General features: G+C 66.6%; 27 protein-coding genes. 17 read left to right on the forward strand and 10 right to left on the reverse strand.

The features are described 5' to 3' along the window. Positions 1-123 precede the first annotated feature (123 nt). Positions 124-1,578, reverse strand: a complete 1,455-nt coding sequence (gene pyk / locus AC3WS4_RS03765; RefSeq protein WP_056343238.1) for a pyruvate kinase — start codon at positions 1,576-1,578, stop codon at positions 124-126. Between the two features lie 122 nt (positions 1,579-1,700). On the opposite strand from pyk, the gene AC3WS4_RS03770 reads away from it, so the two are divergent. The 17 genes from AC3WS4_RS03770 to pal all read left to right on the forward strand — a co-directional run bounded on the left by AC3WS4_RS03770 (position 1,701) and on the right by pal (position 13,169). After that, positions 1,701-2,021, forward strand: coding sequence for a DUF1244 domain-containing protein (locus AC3WS4_RS03770; RefSeq protein ID WP_187141890.1), 321 nt, complete (start codon positions 1,701-1,703; stop codon positions 2,019-2,021). Positions 2,022-2,084: 63 nt separating this feature from the next. Beyond that, complete coding sequence (locus AC3WS4_RS03775; protein WP_056343244.1) at positions 2,085-2,327, forward strand: DUF2312 domain-containing protein; 243 nt, start codon at positions 2,085-2,087, stop codon at positions 2,325-2,327. 30 nt (positions 2,328-2,357) lie between these two features. After that, positions 2,358-2,675 carry a YbjQ family protein gene (locus AC3WS4_RS03780; protein ID WP_077148138.1) on the forward strand — a complete coding sequence of 106 codons (318 nt, stop codon included), beginning with the start codon at positions 2,358-2,360 and terminating at the stop codon, positions 2,673-2,675. Between the two features lie 23 nt (positions 2,676-2,698). Continuing rightward, entirely contained in the window at positions 2,699-3,235 is a 537-nt protein-coding gene (locus AC3WS4_RS03785) for a hypothetical protein (RefSeq protein ID WP_492736416.1), read from the forward strand. Further along, positions 3,232-4,047: a hypothetical protein gene (locus AC3WS4_RS03790; protein ID WP_492736415.1), complete on the forward strand. Its 816-nt coding sequence runs from the start codon at positions 3,232-3,234 to the stop codon at positions 4,045-4,047. Before AC3WS4_RS03785 ends, AC3WS4_RS03790 begins: the two co-directional genes overlap by 4 nt. Positions 4,048-4,130: 83 nt before the next feature. Further along, positions 4,131-4,877, forward strand: coding sequence for a YebC/PmpR family DNA-binding transcriptional regulator (locus tag AC3WS4_RS03795; protein WP_492736413.1), 747 nt, complete (start codon positions 4,131-4,133; stop codon positions 4,875-4,877). Positions 4,878-5,019: 142 nt separating this feature from the next. Next, a complete protein-coding gene (gene ruvC, locus AC3WS4_RS03800; RefSeq protein ID WP_492736411.1) occupies positions 5,020-5,493 on the forward strand; it encodes a crossover junction endodeoxyribonuclease RuvC in 474 nt (157 codons plus the stop codon). Positions 5,494-5,796: 303 nt separating this feature from the next. Beyond that, a complete protein-coding gene (gene ruvA / locus AC3WS4_RS03805; RefSeq protein ID WP_492736409.1) occupies positions 5,797-6,396 on the forward strand; it encodes a Holliday junction branch migration protein RuvA in 600 nt (199 codons plus the stop codon). Further along, the gene (locus AC3WS4_RS03810; RefSeq protein WP_492736407.1) at positions 6,393-7,103 is read left to right on the forward strand and encodes a TonB family protein; all 711 of its coding nucleotides are present in this window, start codon (positions 6,393-6,395) and stop codon (positions 7,101-7,103) included. Before ruvA ends, AC3WS4_RS03810 begins: the two co-directional genes overlap by 4 nt. A gap of 7 nt (positions 7,104-7,110) precedes the next feature. Continuing rightward, positions 7,111-7,518 (forward strand): GFA family protein, encoded by a 408-nt coding sequence (locus AC3WS4_RS03815; RefSeq protein WP_492736405.1) that lies wholly within the window; start codon positions 7,111-7,113, stop codon positions 7,516-7,518. Then, positions 7,511-8,539 carry a Holliday junction branch migration DNA helicase RuvB gene (gene ruvB, locus AC3WS4_RS03820; protein ID WP_492736403.1) on the forward strand — a complete coding sequence of 343 codons (1,029 nt, stop codon included), beginning with the start codon at positions 7,511-7,513 and terminating at the stop codon, positions 8,537-8,539. Before AC3WS4_RS03815 ends, ruvB begins: the two co-directional genes overlap by 8 nt. A gap of 100 nt (positions 8,540-8,639) precedes the next feature. After that, the gene (locus AC3WS4_RS03825; protein ID WP_492736401.1) at positions 8,640-9,119 is read left to right on the forward strand and encodes a YbgC/FadM family acyl-CoA thioesterase; all 480 of its coding nucleotides are present in this window, start codon (positions 8,640-8,642) and stop codon (positions 9,117-9,119) included. Then, positions 9,113-9,811, forward strand: a complete 699-nt coding sequence (gene tolQ / locus AC3WS4_RS03830) for a protein TolQ (RefSeq protein ID WP_056343269.1) — start codon at positions 9,113-9,115, stop codon at positions 9,809-9,811. The genes AC3WS4_RS03825 and tolQ overlap by 7 nt, the downstream gene beginning before the upstream one ends. Next, the gene (gene tolR, locus AC3WS4_RS03835) at positions 9,811-10,320 is read left to right on the forward strand and encodes a protein TolR (protein WP_492736399.1); all 510 of its coding nucleotides are present in this window, start codon (positions 9,811-9,813) and stop codon (positions 10,318-10,320) included. Before tolQ ends, tolR begins: the two co-directional genes overlap by 1 nt. Positions 10,321-10,329: 9 nt before the next feature. Continuing rightward, on the forward strand, positions 10,330-11,154 hold the full coding sequence (locus tag AC3WS4_RS03840) for a hypothetical protein (RefSeq protein WP_492736397.1): 825 nt from the start codon (positions 10,330-10,332) through the stop codon (positions 11,152-11,154). Between the two features lie 5 nt (positions 11,155-11,159). Continuing rightward, complete coding sequence (gene tolB, locus AC3WS4_RS03845; protein WP_492736395.1) at positions 11,160-12,527, forward strand: Tol-Pal system beta propeller repeat protein TolB; 1,368 nt, start codon at positions 11,160-11,162, stop codon at positions 12,525-12,527. Between the two features lie 132 nt (positions 12,528-12,659). Beyond that, positions 12,660-13,169, forward strand: a complete 510-nt coding sequence (gene pal, locus AC3WS4_RS03850) for a peptidoglycan-associated lipoprotein Pal (RefSeq protein WP_410468131.1) — start codon at positions 12,660-12,662, stop codon at positions 13,167-13,169. Here pal and AC3WS4_RS03855 read toward each other — a convergent pair. Genes AC3WS4_RS03855 through gspG form a run of 9 tightly spaced genes read right to left on the reverse strand, consistent with a single transcriptional unit; the run spans position 13,156 to position 19,181 of the window. Then, positions 13,156-13,929, reverse strand: a complete 774-nt coding sequence (locus AC3WS4_RS03855) for a prepilin peptidase (protein ID WP_492736393.1) — start codon at positions 13,927-13,929, stop codon at positions 13,156-13,158. The genes pal and AC3WS4_RS03855 overlap by 14 nt on opposite strands. A gap of 3 nt (positions 13,930-13,932) precedes the next feature. Next, positions 13,933-14,643 carry a type II secretion system protein N gene (gene gspN / locus AC3WS4_RS03860; RefSeq protein WP_492736391.1) on the reverse strand — a complete coding sequence of 237 codons (711 nt, stop codon included), beginning with the start codon at positions 14,641-14,643 and terminating at the stop codon, positions 13,933-13,935. After that, positions 14,640-15,122: a type II secretion system protein M gene (locus AC3WS4_RS03865; RefSeq protein ID WP_187141907.1), complete on the reverse strand. Its 483-nt coding sequence runs from the start codon at positions 15,120-15,122 to the stop codon at positions 14,640-14,642. Before AC3WS4_RS03865 ends, gspN begins: the two co-directional genes overlap by 4 nt. Continuing rightward, positions 15,119-16,258, reverse strand: coding sequence for a type II secretion system protein GspL (gene gspL, locus AC3WS4_RS03870; RefSeq protein WP_492736389.1), 1,140 nt, complete (start codon positions 16,256-16,258; stop codon positions 15,119-15,121). The genes AC3WS4_RS03865 and gspL overlap by 4 nt, the downstream gene beginning before the upstream one ends. A 1-nt stretch (position 16,259) precedes the next feature. Further along, positions 16,260-17,267: a type II secretion system minor pseudopilin GspK gene (gene gspK, locus AC3WS4_RS03875; protein WP_492736387.1), complete on the reverse strand. Its 1,008-nt coding sequence runs from the start codon at positions 17,265-17,267 to the stop codon at positions 16,260-16,262. Beyond that, positions 17,264-17,875, reverse strand: coding sequence for a GspJ family type II secretion system protein (locus AC3WS4_RS03880; protein ID WP_492736385.1), 612 nt, complete (start codon positions 17,873-17,875; stop codon positions 17,264-17,266). Before AC3WS4_RS03880 ends, gspK begins: the two co-directional genes overlap by 4 nt. Beyond that, positions 17,872-18,237 carry a type II secretion system minor pseudopilin GspI gene (gene gspI, locus AC3WS4_RS03885; protein ID WP_492736383.1) on the reverse strand — a complete coding sequence of 122 codons (366 nt, stop codon included), beginning with the start codon at positions 18,235-18,237 and terminating at the stop codon, positions 17,872-17,874. The genes AC3WS4_RS03880 and gspI overlap by 4 nt, the downstream gene beginning before the upstream one ends. Continuing rightward, positions 18,227-18,709 (reverse strand): GspH/FimT family pseudopilin, encoded by a 483-nt coding sequence (locus AC3WS4_RS03890; RefSeq protein WP_492736381.1) that lies wholly within the window; start codon positions 18,707-18,709, stop codon positions 18,227-18,229. Before AC3WS4_RS03890 ends, gspI begins: the two co-directional genes overlap by 11 nt. After that, positions 18,696-19,181, reverse strand: coding sequence for a type II secretion system major pseudopilin GspG (gspG, locus tag AC3WS4_RS03895; RefSeq protein WP_492736379.1), 486 nt, complete (start codon positions 19,179-19,181; stop codon positions 18,696-18,698). The genes AC3WS4_RS03890 and gspG overlap by 14 nt, the downstream gene beginning before the upstream one ends. Positions 19,182-19,191: the final 10 nt, after the last annotated feature.

Consider the following 19,191-nt stretch of genomic DNA (forward strand, 5'->3'; position numbering starts at 1 on the left):
GGGGGTTATGCCGCGCCGCGCCGATGGTGCAAAGAGGATTTACCAATTTCGACCGTCCGCACGCGGGTCCGACCGAAAAAAATTGTGCCTGTCCGGCACATCTGTGCCGGACTGAATCAACCCTCAGCTGTAACCGCGCAATTCATCGCCGGTCAGCGTCGCGACATGCAGCACATTGGTCGACCCCGGGGTCCCGAACGGCACCCCCGCCATCATCACCAGCTTCGCACCGGGCCGGCCGATGCCGTGGCGCAGCGCCATGCGCTTGCCCTTGGCGATCATCTCCTCGAAGCTGCCGATGTCCTTCGTCGGTACCGCATGCGCGCCCCACAGCAGCCCGAGCCGCCGCGCCGCCTCTTTCTTCGGGGTCAGCACGAGCAGCGGCGCATTCGGCCGCTCGCGCGCGACGCGGCGCGCGGTCGAACCCGACGCGGTGAAACAGATGATCGCATCGGCGGCGATCGTCGCGATGATGCTCCCCGCCGCTTCCGCCAGCGCATCGGCGGTCGTCGCGTCGGGCAGCGTCTCGGTGAAATGCAGGCGGCGGAAATAATCGGGATCGCTTTCGACCGAGCGCGCGATCGAATCCATCATCGTCACCGCCTCGACCGGCCAGGCGCCCGCCGCGGTCTCGGCCGACAGCATGATCGCGTCGGCGCCGTCATAGATCGCGGTCGCAACATCGGACACCTCGGCGCGCGTCGGCGAGGGCGAGGTGATCATCGATTCGAGCATCTGCGTCGCGACGACCACCGGCTTGCCCATCCGCCGCGCGGTCGCGACGATGCGCTTTTGCAGCGGCGGAACGGCTTCAGGTGGCAATTCGACCCCCAGGTCGCCGCGCGCGACCATCGCGGCGTCGGCAAGCTCGAGGATCTCCTCGATCCGCTGGACCCCCGACGGCTTTTCGAATTTCACCAGCAGCGCCGCCTTGCCGCCGATCAGGGTCCGCGCCTCGGCGACGTCCTCGGGCCGCTGGACGAACGACAAAGCGATCCAGTCGACATGCTGTTCGAGCGCGAATGTCAGGTCGCGGCGGTCCTTTTCGGTCAGCGCCGCGAGCGGCACGACGACGTCGGGGACATTGACACCCTTGCGATCCGAAATCTTCCCGCCGACCTCGACGACCGTGTCGATCCGTGTCGGTGACACCGCCTGCACGCGCAGCACCAGCTTGCCGTCGTCGATCAGCAGCCGGGTTCCGGCTTCGAGCGCCGCGAACAATTCGGGATGCGGCAAATGCACCCGCGTCGCGTCGCCTGGCGCCTTGTCGGTGTCGAGCGCGAAGGGTTTGCCCTTGACCAGTTCGACCGGGCCACCCGCAAAGCTCCCGACGCGCAGCTTCGGCCCCTGCAGATCGACGAGGATCGTCGTCGGGCGGCCGGTATCCTTCTCCAGCGCGCGGATCGCGGCGATCACCTTCGCATGGCCTTCATGATCGCCGTGGCTCATGTTGACGCGAAAGGCGTCGGCACCGGCGCGGTGCAGTTCGGCGATCATGTCGGGCGTCGCGCTGGCGGGGCCAAGCGTCGCGAGGATGCGCACCTTGCGCTGGCGGGGAGTGAAGCTCTGGACCACGGGGTGCTCCGGTCAAAAATCTGGGGGTGAATGTCGGCCGCTTGCCTAGGCGCGTTGCGGCGGCCAAGGCAAGCCGCGTATAGCTATTCATCGCCCCGAACCGGCCGAGTGGAGAAACGATCATGTCGTGCAGCGAAGACCAGAATGTTCCGAACGACGCGCTCGACACGCTCGACGATGCCGTCGCCGCCGCGGCCTTTCGCCGCCTTGTCCGTTTGCTCCAGCATCGCAGCGACGCCGCGAACATCGACCTGATGGGGCTCGCGGGCTTCTGCCGCAACTGCCTCGGCGACTGGATCGCCGAGGCCGGCGGCATCGACAAGGAGGATGGCCGCGCGATCGTTCACGGCATGCCGACCGCCGACTGGAAGGCGCTCCACCACACCGCCGCGACCCCCGAACAGCTCCGGCGGATGGAAGAAAGCATGGCGAAGAATCCCTGACCTCGCTAGGGACGCGCCAAGCGCGATTCTCGCGTCCCACCATCCCCATTACCGGAGTCCAAAATGAGCGAAGCCACCGTGTCCGACCAGCAACTACGCCTGTTCATCGAGCGTATCGAGCGGCTGGAAGAAGAGAAAAAGGGCATCGCCGACGATATCCGCGACACCTATAATGAGTCGAAATCGCAAGGTTACGACCCGAAAATCATGCGCCAGATCGTCCGCCTGCGCAAATTGCCGGTCCACGACCGCAAGGAAATGGAAGCGATCCTCGACGTGTATAAATCGGCGCTCGGCATCGACTGACGCCCACCTTCAGATCAGGAGAGAGTGACGATGTTCAGCACCACCACCAACGCCGTCGAGGGCCGCCCGGTCCGCGAATATCTGGGCATCGTCACCGGCGAAGTGATCGTCGGCGCCAATCTGTTCCGCGACCTGTTCGCCAGCATCACCGACATCGTCGGCGGCCGCTCGGGCAAATATGAGGATGTCCTCGCCCGCGCGCGCAAGGAAGCGCTGTCCGAAATGGAGGGCGAAGCCGCCCGCCTCGGCGGCAATGCCGTCATCGGCGTCGATCTCGATTACGAGGTCATCGGGCAAAATGGCTCGATGTTGATGGTCAGCGCGTCGGGAACCGCGGTCATCCTCTGAAACGGACGGGAGCTGTGGGGGCGATGACATTCGGACGGGTGGCCTTGATATTGGCGGCATCGATCGTCGCGCGACCGGTTACGGCGCAGGAAGCGCTGCCCGATCCGGCAACGATCAGCGTTCCCGACATCGGGTCATCGACGGACCCCAAGGTGGCTAAAGAGGGATATAAATTCTTCTTCTTCCATGATCCGTCGGTCGGTTTTGCCGAAGCCTATGCCGATATTGCCGAATGCCGCACCTTTCTGGCGAGCAATGGCGTTCCGGCGCTGCCGACGTTTCGGCCATGGGTCGAACCCGTCAAACGCAAGGACACGGCAAGCGTTGCCCCCTATGGCTTCGTCGGGGCGGTGATCGCCTCGATCGTCCTCCCGAAGATGGAGCGCGCCTTGCGCAGCAACAAGCTGCGCCGTTGCATGGAACCGCGCGGATACCGGCTTTACCCGATCGCGGAGGCCGACTGGGATCGGCTGAACGACGGCGATGAAGAAATGCTTGTCGCAATGCAGGCGAAGCTGGCTTCGGGGCCGAAGCCGCAAATCCCGGAAGTCAGCGAATGATCCGGCTGTTCCTCGCCTTGTTCCTCGTCAGCGCCTCCGCAGCCGCCTTTGCAAAAGGCGGCGACGGGGTGACGAACCACACCGCCGCACCGGCCGCGCTCGATTCGTCCAAAGCCTATCTGCTTTTCCAGTCGAGCACGGCCAAGTCGGGCATGGTCAATATCGAGCATGTCTTCCTGCGCATCCCGACCGAAACCGAGATCGCGGCATATCGCGCGGCGAAGGACGCCGCCTATGCCGCCGATCTGCCGAAGTTCACCAAGAAGGCCAAGGACGGCCGCGTCCCGACGATCGACGATTATGCCTTTGCCTATGACGGCCCAGCGAACGCTTTCGCCGTCGATGGCGGCGATTTTCTGGAAGACGGCGACATGCGCACCTTCCTCGTCGAAGTCCCGGCGGGGAGCTATGTTCTCTATGGCATCTCGGTCGGCGGCCGGGTGATCACGACCTGCAACTGCCTCGGCACCGTGAAATTCGCGGCACGTGCCGGCGTGATCACCGACATGGGGTCGCTGTTCGCCGACAAGGTGCACAAGGAATCGCCGGTCCCGAATCTGGAAGACAATGTCGGGCCTTCGATGTCTGCCCATGGCTTCGTCCTGGGCCAGGCGCTCGTCCCGTCGACGGACGAATTGAAACACCCTGCGGCTCTGGCCGGCCTGCCCTTCGAGACCGCAGATTATCACGCCGTCGGGCTGTTTACCGAACCCGGTGCACAGGGCATCAACCGCCTCGCCCCGATCCCCGGCATCCTCGGTTACGATCGCGGCAAGGTCATCGACCTGCGCACGGGCCAACCGGCGAACTAGCCGAAAATCGCCAAGCCCGTTGAAAATTGCGCCGCACTCGGCAATAGGCGCGGCAGTCATCTCATCGATTTCAGGAGCCCGCCGTGGCCGGCCATAGCAAATATAAGAATATCATGTACCGCAAGGGCGCGCAGGACAAGAAGCGCAGCTCGCTCTTTTCCAAGCTCTGCCGCGAAATCACCGTCGCCGCGAAAATGGGCCTGCCCGACCCCGACGCCAACGCCCGCCTGCGCGCCGCGATCAACGCCGCCAAGGCGCAGTCGGTGCCCAAGGACAATATCCAGCGCTCGATCGACAAGGCCGCAGGCAACGACGGCGATAATTACGAAGAAATGCGCTACGAAGGCTACGGCCCGGGCGGCGTATCGCTGATCGTCGAGGCGTTGACCGACAATCGCAACCGCACCGCGACCAACGTCCGCACCGCCTTTGCCAAGAATGGCGGCAACCTCGGCACCTCGGGCAGCGTCAGCCACGGCTTCGACCGCCTCGGCCTCATCAGCTACCCCGCGAGCGCCGGCGACGCCGACACCGTCTTCGAAGCCGCGCTCGATGCCGGCGCCAGCGACGTCGAATCGTCCGAGGACGGCCATGACATCTGGACCGACGTCGACGGCCTGCACGAAGTCGCCAAGGCGCTCGAAGCCAAGCTCGGCGACCCCGAAGGCGTCAAGCTCGCCTGGCGCCCGACGCTGAAGAGCGACGTCACCGACGAAAGCATCGCGCAGACGCTGTTCAAGCTGATCGACACCCTCGACGACGACGACGACGTCCAGACCGTGTGGGGCAATTACGACATTTCCGACGAGGTGATGGAGAAATTGGGCTGATGAAAATCCTCCCTGTCGCGAAGCGATGGGGAGGGGGACCGCTCGCGAAGCGAGTGGTGGAGGGGCTGGTGCGTCATGGCCCCTCCGTCAGCGCTTCGCGCTGCCACCTCCCCATGCCTGCGGCACAGGGAGAATCAAGACCATGATCATCCTCGGCCTCGACCCATCGCTCAGCTGCACCGGCTGGGGCGTCATCCGCGTCGAGGGCAGCCGCATCAGCCATATCGCCAACGGCCAGATCAAGACCGACGCGAAGGCGCCCCTGCCCGACCGCCTCGCCCATCTCGACACGGTGCTGGCGGCGGTGATCGCCGACCACGCGCCGACGCAGGCGGCGGTCGAGGAGGTGTTCGTCAACGACAACCCGCAATCGACGCTGAAGCTCGCCCACGCGCGCGGCGTTGCCCTCCTCGGCTGCGCGCGCGCCGGCCTCCCCGTCGGCGAATATGCCCCGCGCCTCGTCAAGAAAGCGATCGTCGGCACCGGCGCCGCGGCGAAGGAACAGGTGCAGGCGATGCTGCGCGTGCTGCTGCCGGGCGCGAAGGTCGCGGGCGCCGACGCGGCGGATGCGCTGGCGGTCGCGATCTGCCACGCGAACCACAAGCCTTTGCGCTAGGGTTCAAGAAAGCGATTTCTGGCAAAAAGGCACAAAGAAATCTGCCTTGGTCCGGATGAGCGGTTTTTCACATCATCGTCACCCTGAACTTGTTTCAGGGTCCATGGCCCGGGCTATCGGGCCACGCGGCGTCGAGCGAGAGTACCGGCCATGGATGCTGAAACAGGTTCAGCATGACGAAGGGGGGTGAGGTCGACGCATCACCGATCGCCGGGGAGCGCACCCCCTTTGTGGCTTCGTGGCTTCGTGCGAGATTCCTTCTTCCTTGTTCCCTTTTCATTCTCCCCGCGCTAGCACAGCGACATGATCGCAAAACTCACCGGACGGCTCGACAGCAGCGGCGCAGGCCATGCGGTGATCGACGTCGGCGGCGTAGGCTATCTGGTCGAGGCCTCGGCGCGCACCCTTGACGCGCTCGGCGCGGTCGGCGGCGACGTCACCATCCACACCGAAATGCTGGTCGGCGAGGACTTTCTCCGCCTGCTCGGCTTCGCGCGCGCCGAGGAGCGCGACTGGTTCCGCCTGCTCACCAGCGTCCAGGGCGTCGGCGCCAAGGTCGCGCTCGCGATCCTCTCGGCGCTCGAAGTCGCCGACCTCCAGCGCGCGCTCGCCAGCGGCGACAGCGCGATGATCGCTCGCGCCAATGGCGTCGGGCCGAAGCTGGCGCAGCGCATCACGCATGAATTGAAGGACAAGGCGCGCGCGCTGGGCGGTATCGCTGGTTCGAGTCCAGCCCTGTCCGCCACCACCGGCCCCCTCGGCGACGCCGTCACCGCCCTCACCGGCCTCGGTTTCAAGCCCGGCGAAGCCAGCGCCGCGGTTGCAGCGGCGAGTGAGGAACTCGGCGCCGGCGCGACCCTCGACGCGCTGGTTCGACTGGCGCTCAAGAAAGCGGCGAAGTGAAAGGCCTCACCTCTCCCACCCTCGTCACGCTGAACTTGTTTCAGCATCCATGGCCGTCGCCAAATATTAGTGGTAAGCACTTGCGACAATATCTTGGCCTCTTCCTCGCGACTGCAATCTTACCTTGGGCAAATCCCGCACGCTCACAGCAGTCTGAAGCGGGAGCTTCCGCGCCGATTTGGAGCGAAATCACAGTCCGAGGAAGCGTGCCGGCTCATATCAGACCCACCGGCGAACACGGGACAGTGGTAGTGGAAGGGGATGTGACCCCAGAGGGCAAAATCTCCAATCTCGCCGTCACGAAATCAAGCGGATCGCTGGCTATAGACGATCATGCGCGAAACAGCGTCAATGGACAATCCATGCCATCCGACGAAATGAAAAAATCACCGTCTCGCGTTCGCCTTAATGTCGAGATATATAATCCTCCCTACAAAGATCTTCAATCCATGGGATCTAACCTTTCCTGCGAGCAAGCTGTTCTCGATTCCGATTGGTACGCTCGGACATTTCCCAATTCAGGACTAGAAAAAACACCTCAATATCTATTTATTAAATTTTCTTATAGTATTTCCGATATTCCGGAACTCGCATTCGTCGCCGATAGGAAAAATTACGACAGGACCTGGGCCGCGGCACTCGATGCCTGTCGCAAGACGCCAACCTCGTCTTTTTTTGCGACATTGATCGCGACGTCAAAGCAATGATTCATAAATGACGACCGCCCCCACCCGCCACGCCTCCTGCCGCTGCGGCCAGCTTCGCATCGCCTGCACCGGCGAGCCGATCCGCGTGTCGGTGTGCCATTGTCGCAATTGCAAGGCGCGGAGCGGCAGCGCCTTTGCCGCACAGGCGCGCTTCCCCGCCGAGAATGTCCGCACAGAGGGCCAAGCGAAATTATACCAGCATCCCGGTGGAAGCGGCACACTCGCGGACTTCTACTTCTGCGAAAACTGCGGCTCCACGCTCTGGTTCCTCAATCACCCGGAGCTCGACAGCTATGCCGTGCCGATCGGCAATTTCGAACCAGGCCATGACTTCGAGTTGCAATTTTCAGTCTATGAGGATCGTCAGGAACCTTGGGTTTGTATCCTCGGCGAGGCAATAGAGCGTTATGACTGAGCCGGCCCTCACCACCCCCCAGCGCACCCCCGAGGATGCCGACGCCGCGCTGCGGCCCAAGACGCTCGCCGAGTTCGTCGGCCAGGCGGCCGCGCGCGAAAACCTCCGCATCTTCGTCGAGGCGGCGAAGGCGCGCGGCGATGCGCTCGACCATGTGCTCTTCTTCGGCCCGCCGGGGCTGGGCAAGACGACGCTGGCGCAGATCGTCGCGCGCGAGCTTGGCGTCGGCTTCCGCTCGACGTCGGGCCCGGTGATCGCCAAGGCCGGCGACCTCGCCGCGCTGCTCACCAACCTCGAGGACGGCGATGTGCTGTTCATTGACGAGATCCACCGCCTGTCGCCCGCAGTCGAGGAAATCCTCTATCCCGCGATGGAGGACCGCGCGCTCGACATTATGATCGGCGAGGGCCCGTCGGCGCGGTCGGTGCGCATCGACCTGCCCAAATTCACCCTCGTCGGCGCGACGACCAGACAAGGCCTGCTGACGACACCGCTGCGTGATCGTTTCGGCATTCCGGTGCGGCTCAATTTCTACACCCATGGCGAACTCGAACAGGTGATCACGCGCGCCGCGCGGCTGCTCGCGCTCCCACTCGCCCCCGATGGCGCGCTCGAAATCGCGCGCCGCGCGCGCGGCACCCCGCGCATCGCCGGCCGCCTGCTCCGCCGCGTCCGCGATTTCGCGACCGTTGCCGGGCACGCGATCGTCGATGCGAAAGCGGCCGACGCCGCGCTCAACCGGCTCGAAGTGGACGCGCTCGGGCTCGACGCGATGGATCGGCGCTATCTTCTTATGATCGCGGACATTTATCGCGGCGGCCCGGTCGGCGTCGAAACGCTCGCGGCGGGCCTTTCGGAGCCGCGCGACACGATCGAGGACGTCATCGAGCCCTATCTGCTCCAGATCGGCCTGATCGCGCGCACCGCCCGCGGCCGGATGATGAACGCCAGCGCGTGGAAACATCTCGGGCTCAATCCGCCTGCGGGCACCCAGGAAGGCCTCTTCGACCAAGGAAAATAGGCGGAAATCCGCCACTTTCTTCCACCAAACGGCATTATCGCGCGACGAACCGTTGATCAGGGGTTTGCGACGAGTCGAAGCATCGCTATCGGTTAACCAGATGAGCGACGCCCCGCCCCCCTTCGTCCCCGGCGCCTTTGTCGGGGCCGCGCATCATTACCGTGCGCGCGTCTATTTCGAGGACACCGACCTCTCGGGGATCGTCTATCATGCCAATTATCTGCGCTATATGGAACGCGCGCGATCGGACATGCTGCGCCTTGCCGGGATCGGCCAGCGCGCGGCGATGGAGGGCGGCGAAGGCGCCTGGGCGGTGACCGACCTGAGCATCAAATATCGTGCCCCCGCGAAACTCGACGACGATCTGCTGGTCGTCAGCACCGTCGAGGCGGTGCGCGGGGCGAGCGTGATCATCGCGCAGCGCATCCTTCGCGGTCAGGATGCGTTAAGCTCCGACACGTTTACCGAGGGGCGTGTCACTGCGGCCTTCCTGTCCCCAGCCGGCCGTCCCCGCCGCCAGCCCGGCGATTGGGTCCAGCGCTTCACCGCCATCATGAATGGAGAGAATTTCCCTTGCTGAACAATATTTCGCTGGCCGCCGACGCGGCGACGCTGTCCCCGATCGCGCTGTTCCTGCAGGCCGACTGGGTCGTCAAGGGCGTGATGATCGGCCTGCTTGCGGCGTCCATCTATGTGTGGACGGTGATCGCCACCCACGGCCGCGGCGTCAGCAAGATGATGAAGGCGTCCGAACGGTTCGAGCGCGATTTCTGGCGCGCGGGCAATATCGACAAATTCTATGACGAGAATGGCCGCGAGGAACTGCCCAGCGCGAAAGTACTCGGCGCCGGGATTTCGGAATGGCGCCGTTCGACCGCGGGCAAGAGCGTCGACCGCGACGGCACCCGCGAGCGACTGGGCATTGCGATGAACGCCGCCGTCGCGGGCGAAGTTGACAAGCTGGCGGACAAGATCGGCGTGCTCGCCACCATCGGCTCGGTCGCGCCTTTTGTGGGCCTGTTCGGTACCGTGTGGGGCATCATGCGCGCCTTCACCGAGATCGCGGCGCAGAACAAGAGCAGCCTTGATGTCGTGGCCCCGGGCATCGCCGAGGCGCTGTTCGCGACCGCGATCGGCCTGTTCGCGGCGATCCCGGCGGTCATCGCCTACAACAGCTTCTCGCAGCGTCTGAACCGGCTCGAATCGCGGCTCGGCCGTTTTGCCGACGGGCTGCACGCGACATTCAGCCGCGAGCTCGAGGTCGAAGCCTGATGGCAATGTCGGGTCCCTCGGGCGGAGCCACCGGTCGGCGCGGACGCGGCGGGCGCCGCGCGCCGATGTCCGAAATCAACGTCACGCCGCTGGTCGACGTGATGCTGGTGCTGCTGATCATCTTCATGATCACCGCGCCGTTGCTCGCCTCCGCCGTCCCCGTCGATCTGCCCGAAAGCCGGGCCAAACCGGTCGAGACCGAGGAGCAGGAGCCGGTGCAGCTGTCGATCAACGGCGACGACACCATCTATATCGGCGAGGAAGTCGTGCCCGAGGCCGAGCTGCCCGCACGGCTCGACGCGATCGCGGCGGCGCAGAAAGAAGGCGAGCGGCCGCAGCAGATCATGCTGCGCGCCGACAAGGGGCTCGATTACGGCCGCGTCATGCGCGTGATGGGCGAACTCAACCGCGCCGGGCTGACCCGCATCGCGCTGGTGACCACGGGATCGGAGGGCGGGTCCGAAGGCGCAGCGCCTGCGGTCACCGACGGTTCAGGCACGGCTCCATAGGCTGACATCATGGCGGCGACACGGGCAATGAAGGGCAATGAGGCACGCGGCATCGCCATCGCGGTGATCGCGCACGTCCTGATCATCGGCCTGCTTTCGGTCCAATGGACCGCGGGCGAGCGGCGCTTCGACAATCCGCCGATGGAAGTCGACCTGATTGCCGAGACCGCGACCGAATCGAGCGCGCCGGTGCTTAGTGACACGCCACCCGCCGCCCGATTGGGCGAGGAGGATGCCGTCGATATCGCCGCCCCCGAACCACTGCCTACACCCGCGCCGCCGCTGCCCGAACCGATCGTGCGCCCAACCCCCGCACCAACCCCCAAACAGGTCGCGCGCCCAGTCCCAGCGCCGCCCAAAAAGACCCCGCCGGCGGTGGCCAAAGCACCGCCGAAGGCTGCACCCAAGGCGCCTGCCACAAAGTCCGGCGCCCGCCCGACCGGACGGCTCGATGGCATCACCGACGGGCTGGGCCGCGAACAGACCAAGGCACCCAGCAAAGGCGCCCCGGCCGCCAAGACCGCGGCCGAGGTCCGCCGGTCGATCGATGTCAGCATCAAGGCGGCAGTCGCGCCGCGCTGGAACGGTTGCCGCGTGTCGGGGGTCGATGTCGATCAACTCAAGACCGTGGTGAAGTTCCGATTGACCGCATCCGGGGCGCTCGCCGGGTTTACCAGTGTCACCACGACCGGCGAAAACGACAGCAACAAGTTTCAGGTCCAGCGTCATCAGGAATGCGCCAAGCGCGCGGTGGAATTGGCCGCTCCCTTCGACCTGCCCGAAGAAAATTATAGCTTCTGGCAAAATTACACGCTCGATTTCATCAAGAGGTAAGTGACATGATCCTCCGTTCCACCGCCTTCGCCCTCGTGCTGGCACTCGCTGCTTCCCCCGCCATGGCGCAGGTCGCTCCGACACCGCCCGCCACGCCGGCACCGACCGAACCGCGCGAAACCATCGAAGGCACGCTGTCGCAGGACCGCACGGTCATCGCGGTGCCCGCGCTCGCCACGCCGGCGGTCACCACCGTTGCGGGCCTGCGCACCGACAGCCTCGGTCGCCAGATCGCCGAAGTGATCGCCGCCGACCTTGAACGCAGCGGCCTCTACGCGCCGCTCGGCCCGGGCAGCGTCCGCGCGATTACGATGGCCGAGGTTACCGCGCCGCGCTTTGCCGACTGGCAGGCCCGCAATGCAGAGAATGTCGTCCACGGCTTCGTGCGCACCAACAGCACCGGCGGGCTGATCGTCGGCTGCTATCTCTATGACACCCAGCTCGGCAGCGAGCTGGTGCGGCAGGGGTTCGAAATCCAGCCGGGCGACTGGCGCCGCGCCGCGCATAAATGCGCCGACGCCATCTATTCGCGGCTGTCGGGCGAGGCGCCCTTCTTCGACAGCCGCGTCGCCTATATCGCCGAGAGCGGCCCCAAGGGAAACCGCATCAAGCGCCTCGCGATCATGGATTCGGATGGCGGCAACCACCGTTTCATCACCAACGGTCAGGCGCTCGCGATCTCACCGCGCTTCTCACCCGACTACCAAAAGATCGTCTATGTCAGCTATCTGAACGACCGCGTCCGGGTGTTCATCTATGACGTGGCGGCGGGCACGCAAAAGCTCGTCACCGAAAGCCGCAACGCGACCTTCGCGCCGCGCTGGTCGCCCGACGGCACGCAGATTCTCTTCTCGATGGCGACCGGTGGCAATACCGACATCTATCGCATCTCGGCGAACGGCGGCACGCCGGTGCGGCTGACCAACAACCCGGGCATCGACGTCGGCGGCAGCTTCTCGCCCGACGGCAAGAAGATCGTGTTCGAAAGCGACCGGTCGGGCGGCCAGCAGGTCTATACGATGAACATCGACGGGTCGAACCAACAGCGGATCAGTTTCGGCGGCGGGCGCTATGCCACCCCCGAATGGTCGCCGCGCGGCGATTTGATCGCCTTTACCAAGATGGGCGGCGGCGAATTCCGCATCGGCGTGATGACCCCGTCGGGCGGCGGCGAGCGCCTGCTGACCAACGACTGGCAGGACGAAGCGCCGACATGGTCGCCGAACGGCCGCGTGCTGCAATTCTTCCGCACCTCGCGCGGCGCCTCCGGCAAGTCGAGCCTGTGGCAGGTCGACCTGACCGGCGTGAACATGCGCAAGCTGCAGACTCCGCAGGACGGGTCGGACCCGAGTTGGGGACCCGTGCTGCCGTAATCGGCCAATCCGCACCAAATGTGCGGCGGAACCAATGTTGCAGCCTCGGGTTGAACCCAAAGGTTCAACATGGGTTAATCTCAACATGAACAGGACCATCCGGATTAACACGAAAGGGACGACAACATGACGATACGGAAAACCACCGCCATGATCGCCGCGATCGCAATGCTCGCCGTGGGCGCTTGCTCGAAAAAGGCGCCCGAGGTTCTGCCCCCCAACCCCGACGGGATCGACGACGGCAGCGGCAATTCGGGCGGCGGCACCGGCGTGATCCCGGGTTCGCAGCAGGACTTCCTGAACAGCGTTTCGTCCGACCGCATCTTCTTTGGTTTCGACCAGTATAATGTCGATGCCGAGGATCAGGCGACGCTGAGCAACCAGGCCCAGTGGCTGCAGCGCAATTCGGCGGTTCGCGTTCTGCTCGAAGGCCATGCCGACGAACGCGGCACCCGCGATTATAATATCGCGCTTGGCGAACGCCGCGCCAATGCCGCGAAAAACTATCTCGCCTCGCTGGGCGTCGACCCGTCGCGGATCGAGGTGATCAGCTATGGCAAGGAACGCCCGGCCGACACCGCGTCGACCGAGGAAGCCTATGCGAAGAACCGCCGTGCGGTGACAGTGGTCATCCAGCGCTAAGCAACGGCCACAGCGCCACCGTCGCCCAGGCGGCGACGGTGGCAAAGAGACCGAAGGGGACCTGTCGCAACGCCAGCGGCCGGTCCCCTTTCTTTTGCGTGGTCAGCGCCCAGACCATGCCGCCGACGCTGGCGAGCAGCAGCATCAGCGGCAGCGCCTGCCAGCCGAGCCAGCAGCCGATCGCCGCGACCAGCTTGGGGTCGCCGCCGCCCATGCCGTCCTGCCCGCGCCCGCGCCGATAGGCGAGCGCGACGAGCGCGAGCAGCACCCCGCCCGCGACCGCACCGATCCAGCGGTCGAGCAGCACCGTGTCAAGCAACGGCCCGGCGAGCAGCAGGCCGGTGATGGCCAGCACCGCATTGAGCCGGTCGGGCAGCCACATATGCCGCGCGTCGAGCAAGGCGAGCGGCAGCAGCAGCCAGCCGAACAGCGCCCAGAGCCACCCCGCGATGCCGGGCATGATCGTCAGCGCCAGCGCGCCGATCAGGCCCGATGCCAGCTCGACCTGCATATGAAAGGGATCGATCCGCGCGCCGCATGTCCGGCAACGGCCGCGCTGGACGAGCGCCGAGACGAGCGGGACGAGATCGAGCGGACCGAGGGCGCGCTCGCAGCCGTCACAGTGGGAGCGCCCCAGCAGCGACCGCCCGTCGGGCCAGCGTAGCACCAGGGTCGCGATAAAGCTGCCGAGGACCACCCCGAGCAGCGCCGCGAACCCGACGCCCGCGCCATATGGCAAGGCGTCAAGCGCCGCCGTCATCGGTCAGAAACGGCCCGAACTGACCAGCACGAAGCCGTTGCTGCCGGCGCGAAAACCGATCGCCGACAGCGCCGACGCCATCACCGGGTCATCGGCGGTGATCGCGAACTCGGCACGCCAGGCGCCGCTACCGTCGAAGCCGAGCATCAGTCGCTCCATGCCGGACTGGCTGACGAGCGCCGCCTGTGCGCGGCCCTCGACGCAGCGCAGCGGCCCCGTAAGGCCACGCGTCAGGTCGAGCCCGGCGATCGAGGTGCCGACGCTGAGCTGGATGCGCCCGCTCGCCGAGACGCAGCGCCCGCGATCGTCGAACCGTACCGCGGCACCCTCGAAGCGCAGGCTGTCGACCGGAACGAGGCCGAGGCCACCCGAGAGCGAGGTCGTGCCGTTGAGATCCGAAAGGCCGCGCGGGTTGCTGCCATGGAGACGCCCCGCGAGTTCGCCGAGCCGCGCATCGGGCCGACTGAAAGCCAGCTCGACATCGCCGCCGAGCAGGGCCAGCGGCGACAGGCTGGCCTGCACATTGCCGAGCGGCAAGGCACCGAGCCGCGCTTCGATCAATTCACCCGCCCAGACCGAACCATTGACCTCGCGCGCGGTCAGCCCCGACTTTTCGGCGCCCGCCATCGCGAGCGCGAGGCGCATCGGGAAGGTCGCGACAATCAGGATCAGAATGATCAGGACGGCGGCAAGGATGACCCGGCGGCGCATCATTTGCCCCCGCGCCGCAGTTCGGCGGTCATGCCGACGGTACCGTCGGCGGCCGGGGTGATCGTCAGCTGGTCGACGACGAAGCCCTGCGTTTCCAAGGAGGCGAGCCAGTCGGCGAGCACCGGCGCGCGCGCGGTGGCGATCGCGATCGTTGCCTGCCCCTGCCCGCGTGCTTCATTGCGGTCGAGCGTCAGCCCGATCTCGCCCGCCGACTGGGTGAGAAACTGGTCGATCGCGACCGCGTCATTCGCGGCGGCGGCCGAAGATGCCGGACGCTGCGCCAGCAACTGGACCTTGGCGGCAACGCGGCCCTGCCGCTCGATCGCGGCACGATGATCGGCCTCGAGATTGGTGAAGGCGGCATAGGCCGGACGGCCGAGCAGCCAGATGAAGACCGCCAGCGCCAGCACCCCGGCAACCCCGACCATCCAGCGTTCGCGACGCGACATACCCTGCCACCAGTTGGAGATCCGATCGGTCATGGCACGGCCCTCACCGTGATGTTCGCCATCTGGTTGCCGTCGGTGCCGGCCATCGGCTGCGCGGTGATCTTGTAGCCGCGCGCCTGCAGCGCCAGCAGCACCGCGTTCAGGTCCTCGGTGCGCGGCGCCGCGATCGTCGTCGACAGCGTGCCGTCGGTGCGGTGCGACAAGCTCTTGAGCGCCACCCCCGGCGTGTCGCGCATCGCGTCGTAGAGCGCCGACGCGGGCACCGAGAAGGCGAGCGGCCCGCCGCCCGCAGCCGCGAGGCGGCGGTCGAGTTCGGCCTCGGCGCTCTCTGCGTCGGTGGCGGTGACGCCAGCCTTTTTGGCGGCGGCGACGCTCGCATCGTCAGCGCGGCCGATGTCGGCGTTGAGCCGGATCGCATGGATGATCGGGACCAACAACGTCACGGCGAGCAGGACGACGGCAAGTCGCTTCATCCACCGGACCAGCGCCGGATCGATCGCCCAGCTGCGCCTCGGCTGCCACGCGCCGGTCAGCAGGTCGAGCGGCGGCGCGGCGAGCGAGAGCAGCAGCGCCTGACGCATCCGGTCGGCATCGAGCGGCGCGATCGGGCGGCCGGCGGCGATCAGCGGGTCGAGTTCGGGGTCGGAGATGAAACTGCGGTCGTCGCTGCGCAAAATCTGTTCGCGCCCGAGTTCGGCCGACCACAGGCTGTCGGGCTCAGGCGGCGGCACGGTCGCGGCGGCGGGGATGATCGCGGCGGGGGATAACCCCTGTGCCTTCAGCCAGTCGGTCCATGCCGCCATCGCGGCGTGGGTGGTCACCGCGACGGGCACCGCCTGCCCCGCGTCGGCGGGCTGGCCGGCGACGACATGCAAGAGCGCCGCATCGCCCAAGCTGTCGCGCAGCGTATCGACGCGCGCGATCGCGGCGGCCTGTGCCGGGGCGGCGTCGGGATAGTGGCGCCAGCGCAGCGGCACGTCGGCGGCGGGTGCAAGCGCGATCAGCCGGTCGTCACCCTCGTCATCCCGCGGCTTTTCCCAAGCGTCGACCCAGCCGTCATCCTGTCCCGAATCGACGATCACGCCGTCGTCGACACGCAGCCACGCCGCATCGGCCCGCTCGCCGAGCATCGCCGCCGGGGGCAGCCAGAGAACCAATGTGCGCGCCATGTCAGTCGGTTTCGCCCCAATCGCGCCGCACGATCACCGGCGGCATCTGGCCCGCCGATGGCGCACCGCCGTTCGCGTCGATCAGCGATACAGAAGTCAAGAAACCATCCCCCATCGTCACGTCGGTCTTCAATATCAGCCAGCGGCTCGTCACCCCCGCCTGCTCGGCGACATCGGTGGGCGGATCGAGCCGGGCGAGCGGTCCGGATTCCCAGAATCGCACGCTGCTGCCATAGCCGCCGGCGGGCCGCGCCGCCAGCGCCGCGCGTGCCTCGGCGGCGGTCAATTGCCCCGGCAACAGCATCGCGACGAGCGGCGCCTGTTCGGGCGCCAGCGTGTTGATGTTGAGCTTGACCGGATCGGTCGCGGGCAGCGCGCAGATCCAGGGTTTGAGCCGCGCATAAAGCTTGGGCGTCACCCCGCGCACCGCGCGCAATTCGCTGACATCGGCCATCTTGCGGTTGGCGGGAAGGTAGCTGCCGGGCAGCGAGCGATAGACGCCGTCCTCGGCGCCGAGCGGGCCATCAACGCTGTCGCTGTCGATCCAGTCGGCGGTCGCGCCGGCCACCATACGCGCCTCGTCGGCGTTGACCCCGAGCAGCGTCATCAGTTCGGCGAACTGGCCGGTGCCACCGGGGCGCTGGGTGAAGCGGCCCGGGATCGTCTCGGCGACAAGGCTGTTCAGGTTGAAGCAGTTACTCGCGTCGGTCAGCCGCGCCGTCCCCTGCCCGTTCGGCAACGGCAGGGTGAAGTCGCGCCCGAGCCAATCGCCGGCGAGCGTGAGTTTTGCGGGATCGCGCCCGACGAGGTCGGCGACGCGGCGCAGCGCGATCTGTTCGGCGGCGAAGCTGTAGGCGCGGCCCTGATCGACCGTCGCGGCGCTGCCCGCGATCCGCGTCGCGAGCGTCAGCCGGTCGAGCGCGGTCGCGGCGATCACCGCCATCACCGCGACGAGCAGCAGCACGCTGAGCAGCGCGGCGCCGCGTTCATCGGATTGTCCGCGGTTCATGGCACGGGCGTCCCGAGCGGCAGCGGCGGCGGCGGTACGGGCGCGGTGAGGAACAGCATCACCAGTGGTGCGCGGCCCTGCCGGGTCAACCGCACCTCGACCGCGCGGGGCAGGCGATCGCCGGGATCGGATGTCCAGCTGCTGCCCCATTGCCCCTGCTCGTCGCGATAGCGAACGGCGACACCGGCCACTTCGTCCACCAGACGGTCGCCATCGCTCAATGCCGTGCCGTCGAGCATCGGCTGCGCCGCGCGGCGCCATTCGCCGCCGACACGCGCATAGGCGACCCGCTCGACATTGGGGCGCGACCCGCCGTCGAGCGAGGCCGCACCGCCATGGACGAGCGCAAAGCCGGTTTCAGAGCCGGCAAAGGCGGGGACCGTTTCGCCCGAGGGGCCGCGCGTCGAACGCGGCAGCGCCTGCGCAAGGTCGTTGGCCATCAGCGCGCGCAACCGGTTGACCCCGCCCATCGCCTTCAGCCGGTCCTGCACCGCATCCTGCGTATCGATGCTGCTGCGCAGCAGCCCGACGCCGATCGCGGCGATCGCCGCGAACAGCGACAAGGCGACGAGCATCTCGACGAGGGTGAAGCCGCGCTGGTCCTTCATCGCGACGGCCGGATGATCGTCAGCGCCGCCTGCCCACGCCCGCTTTCGGGGCGGACGATCAGGTCGATGCGCAGCAGGCCGTCGGCGGCGGTCTTCGCGACACGCTGTTCGACGCGCCAGTTGCGCCCGGCATTGGAAACCCCGGTCGCGCTGTTGCCGATCGTCGGCGGCGCGGGGTCGGTCCACAATTCGACCGCGCGATTCTGCGCGACGATGCCCGCGATGGTGGTCTCGTCGAGGTCGCCGGCGGTGCGCACCGCAAAGGCGTCGAGGCGCACGAGGGTCAGCGCGGCGATGCTGAGGATGCTGAGCGCGACCAGCATTTCGAGCAGGGTGAAACCGCTTTCGCGCTCATTCGCCACGGCTGACCTCCCCCGTCGCCGAGACGCGCACGACCTCGCGCGCGTCACCGCCGCTCAGCACGATCGCCTGCGGGGTGGGGCTGGTGCCGACGCGGTCGAACAATATGCGCGCCGCGCCCTGCCCGTTGCCTGCGGCGAACCGGACGTCGGAGGGCCAGTTGCGCCGGTCGAACGAACGGCCGGGCAGCGGCTGCCACTCGCCCGCGATCCGCCGTTCGAAACCGTAACCCGACGGCGCGAAATTGACCGACACGCTGCGTCCCTCGATCACGGCGACGTCGCGCGCGGCGGCGAGCCGCGCGGCGAGCCGGTCGGCTTCGCTGCGCACATTGCGCTCCTCGCCGGGAATGGTGAGTGCTACGGCGGTCGCGGCGAGCGCCATGATCGCGAGCACGACCATCAGCTCGACGAGGGTGAAGCCGTTCGCCCTTGCCCTGCGCCTGGCGGACGCGGGCGTCCTAGCTGTCTCCACCGTGGATATCCGCATTGTCGTCGGTGCCGCCGGGCGCGCCGTCGGCGCCGAGCGACCAGATGTCGAACGCCGCACCATTGGGACCGGGCGCCTGATAATTATACGGACGGCCCCACGGGTCGTTCGGCAATTGCTTGATATAGCCGCCGCGACGATAGCGTTCGGGCTGCGCCAGCGACGGCGGCGCGACCTTCAGCGCATTGAGTCCGTCGCCCGACGCGGGATAGGCCAGATTGTCGAGCCGATATTGTTCGAGCGCGGTTTCGAGCGTCGCGATATCGGCCTTGGCCTTGGTCACCATCGCTCGGTCCTGGCTGGGCAGCACGTTGATCATCACCACCGTGGCGAGAAGCCCGATGATGAAGATGACGACCATCAATTCGGTCAGGGTGAAGCCGCGCTCGTCTCTTTTGCGGCGCCGGTCGACCGGCGGGCGCGAGGGATCGAGCATCAGGCGAATGAAAAGCTGCATGAGCGACATT

The sequence above is a fragment of the Sphingopyxis sp. EU05-FHT14B03 genome (genome assembly GCF_058790875.1).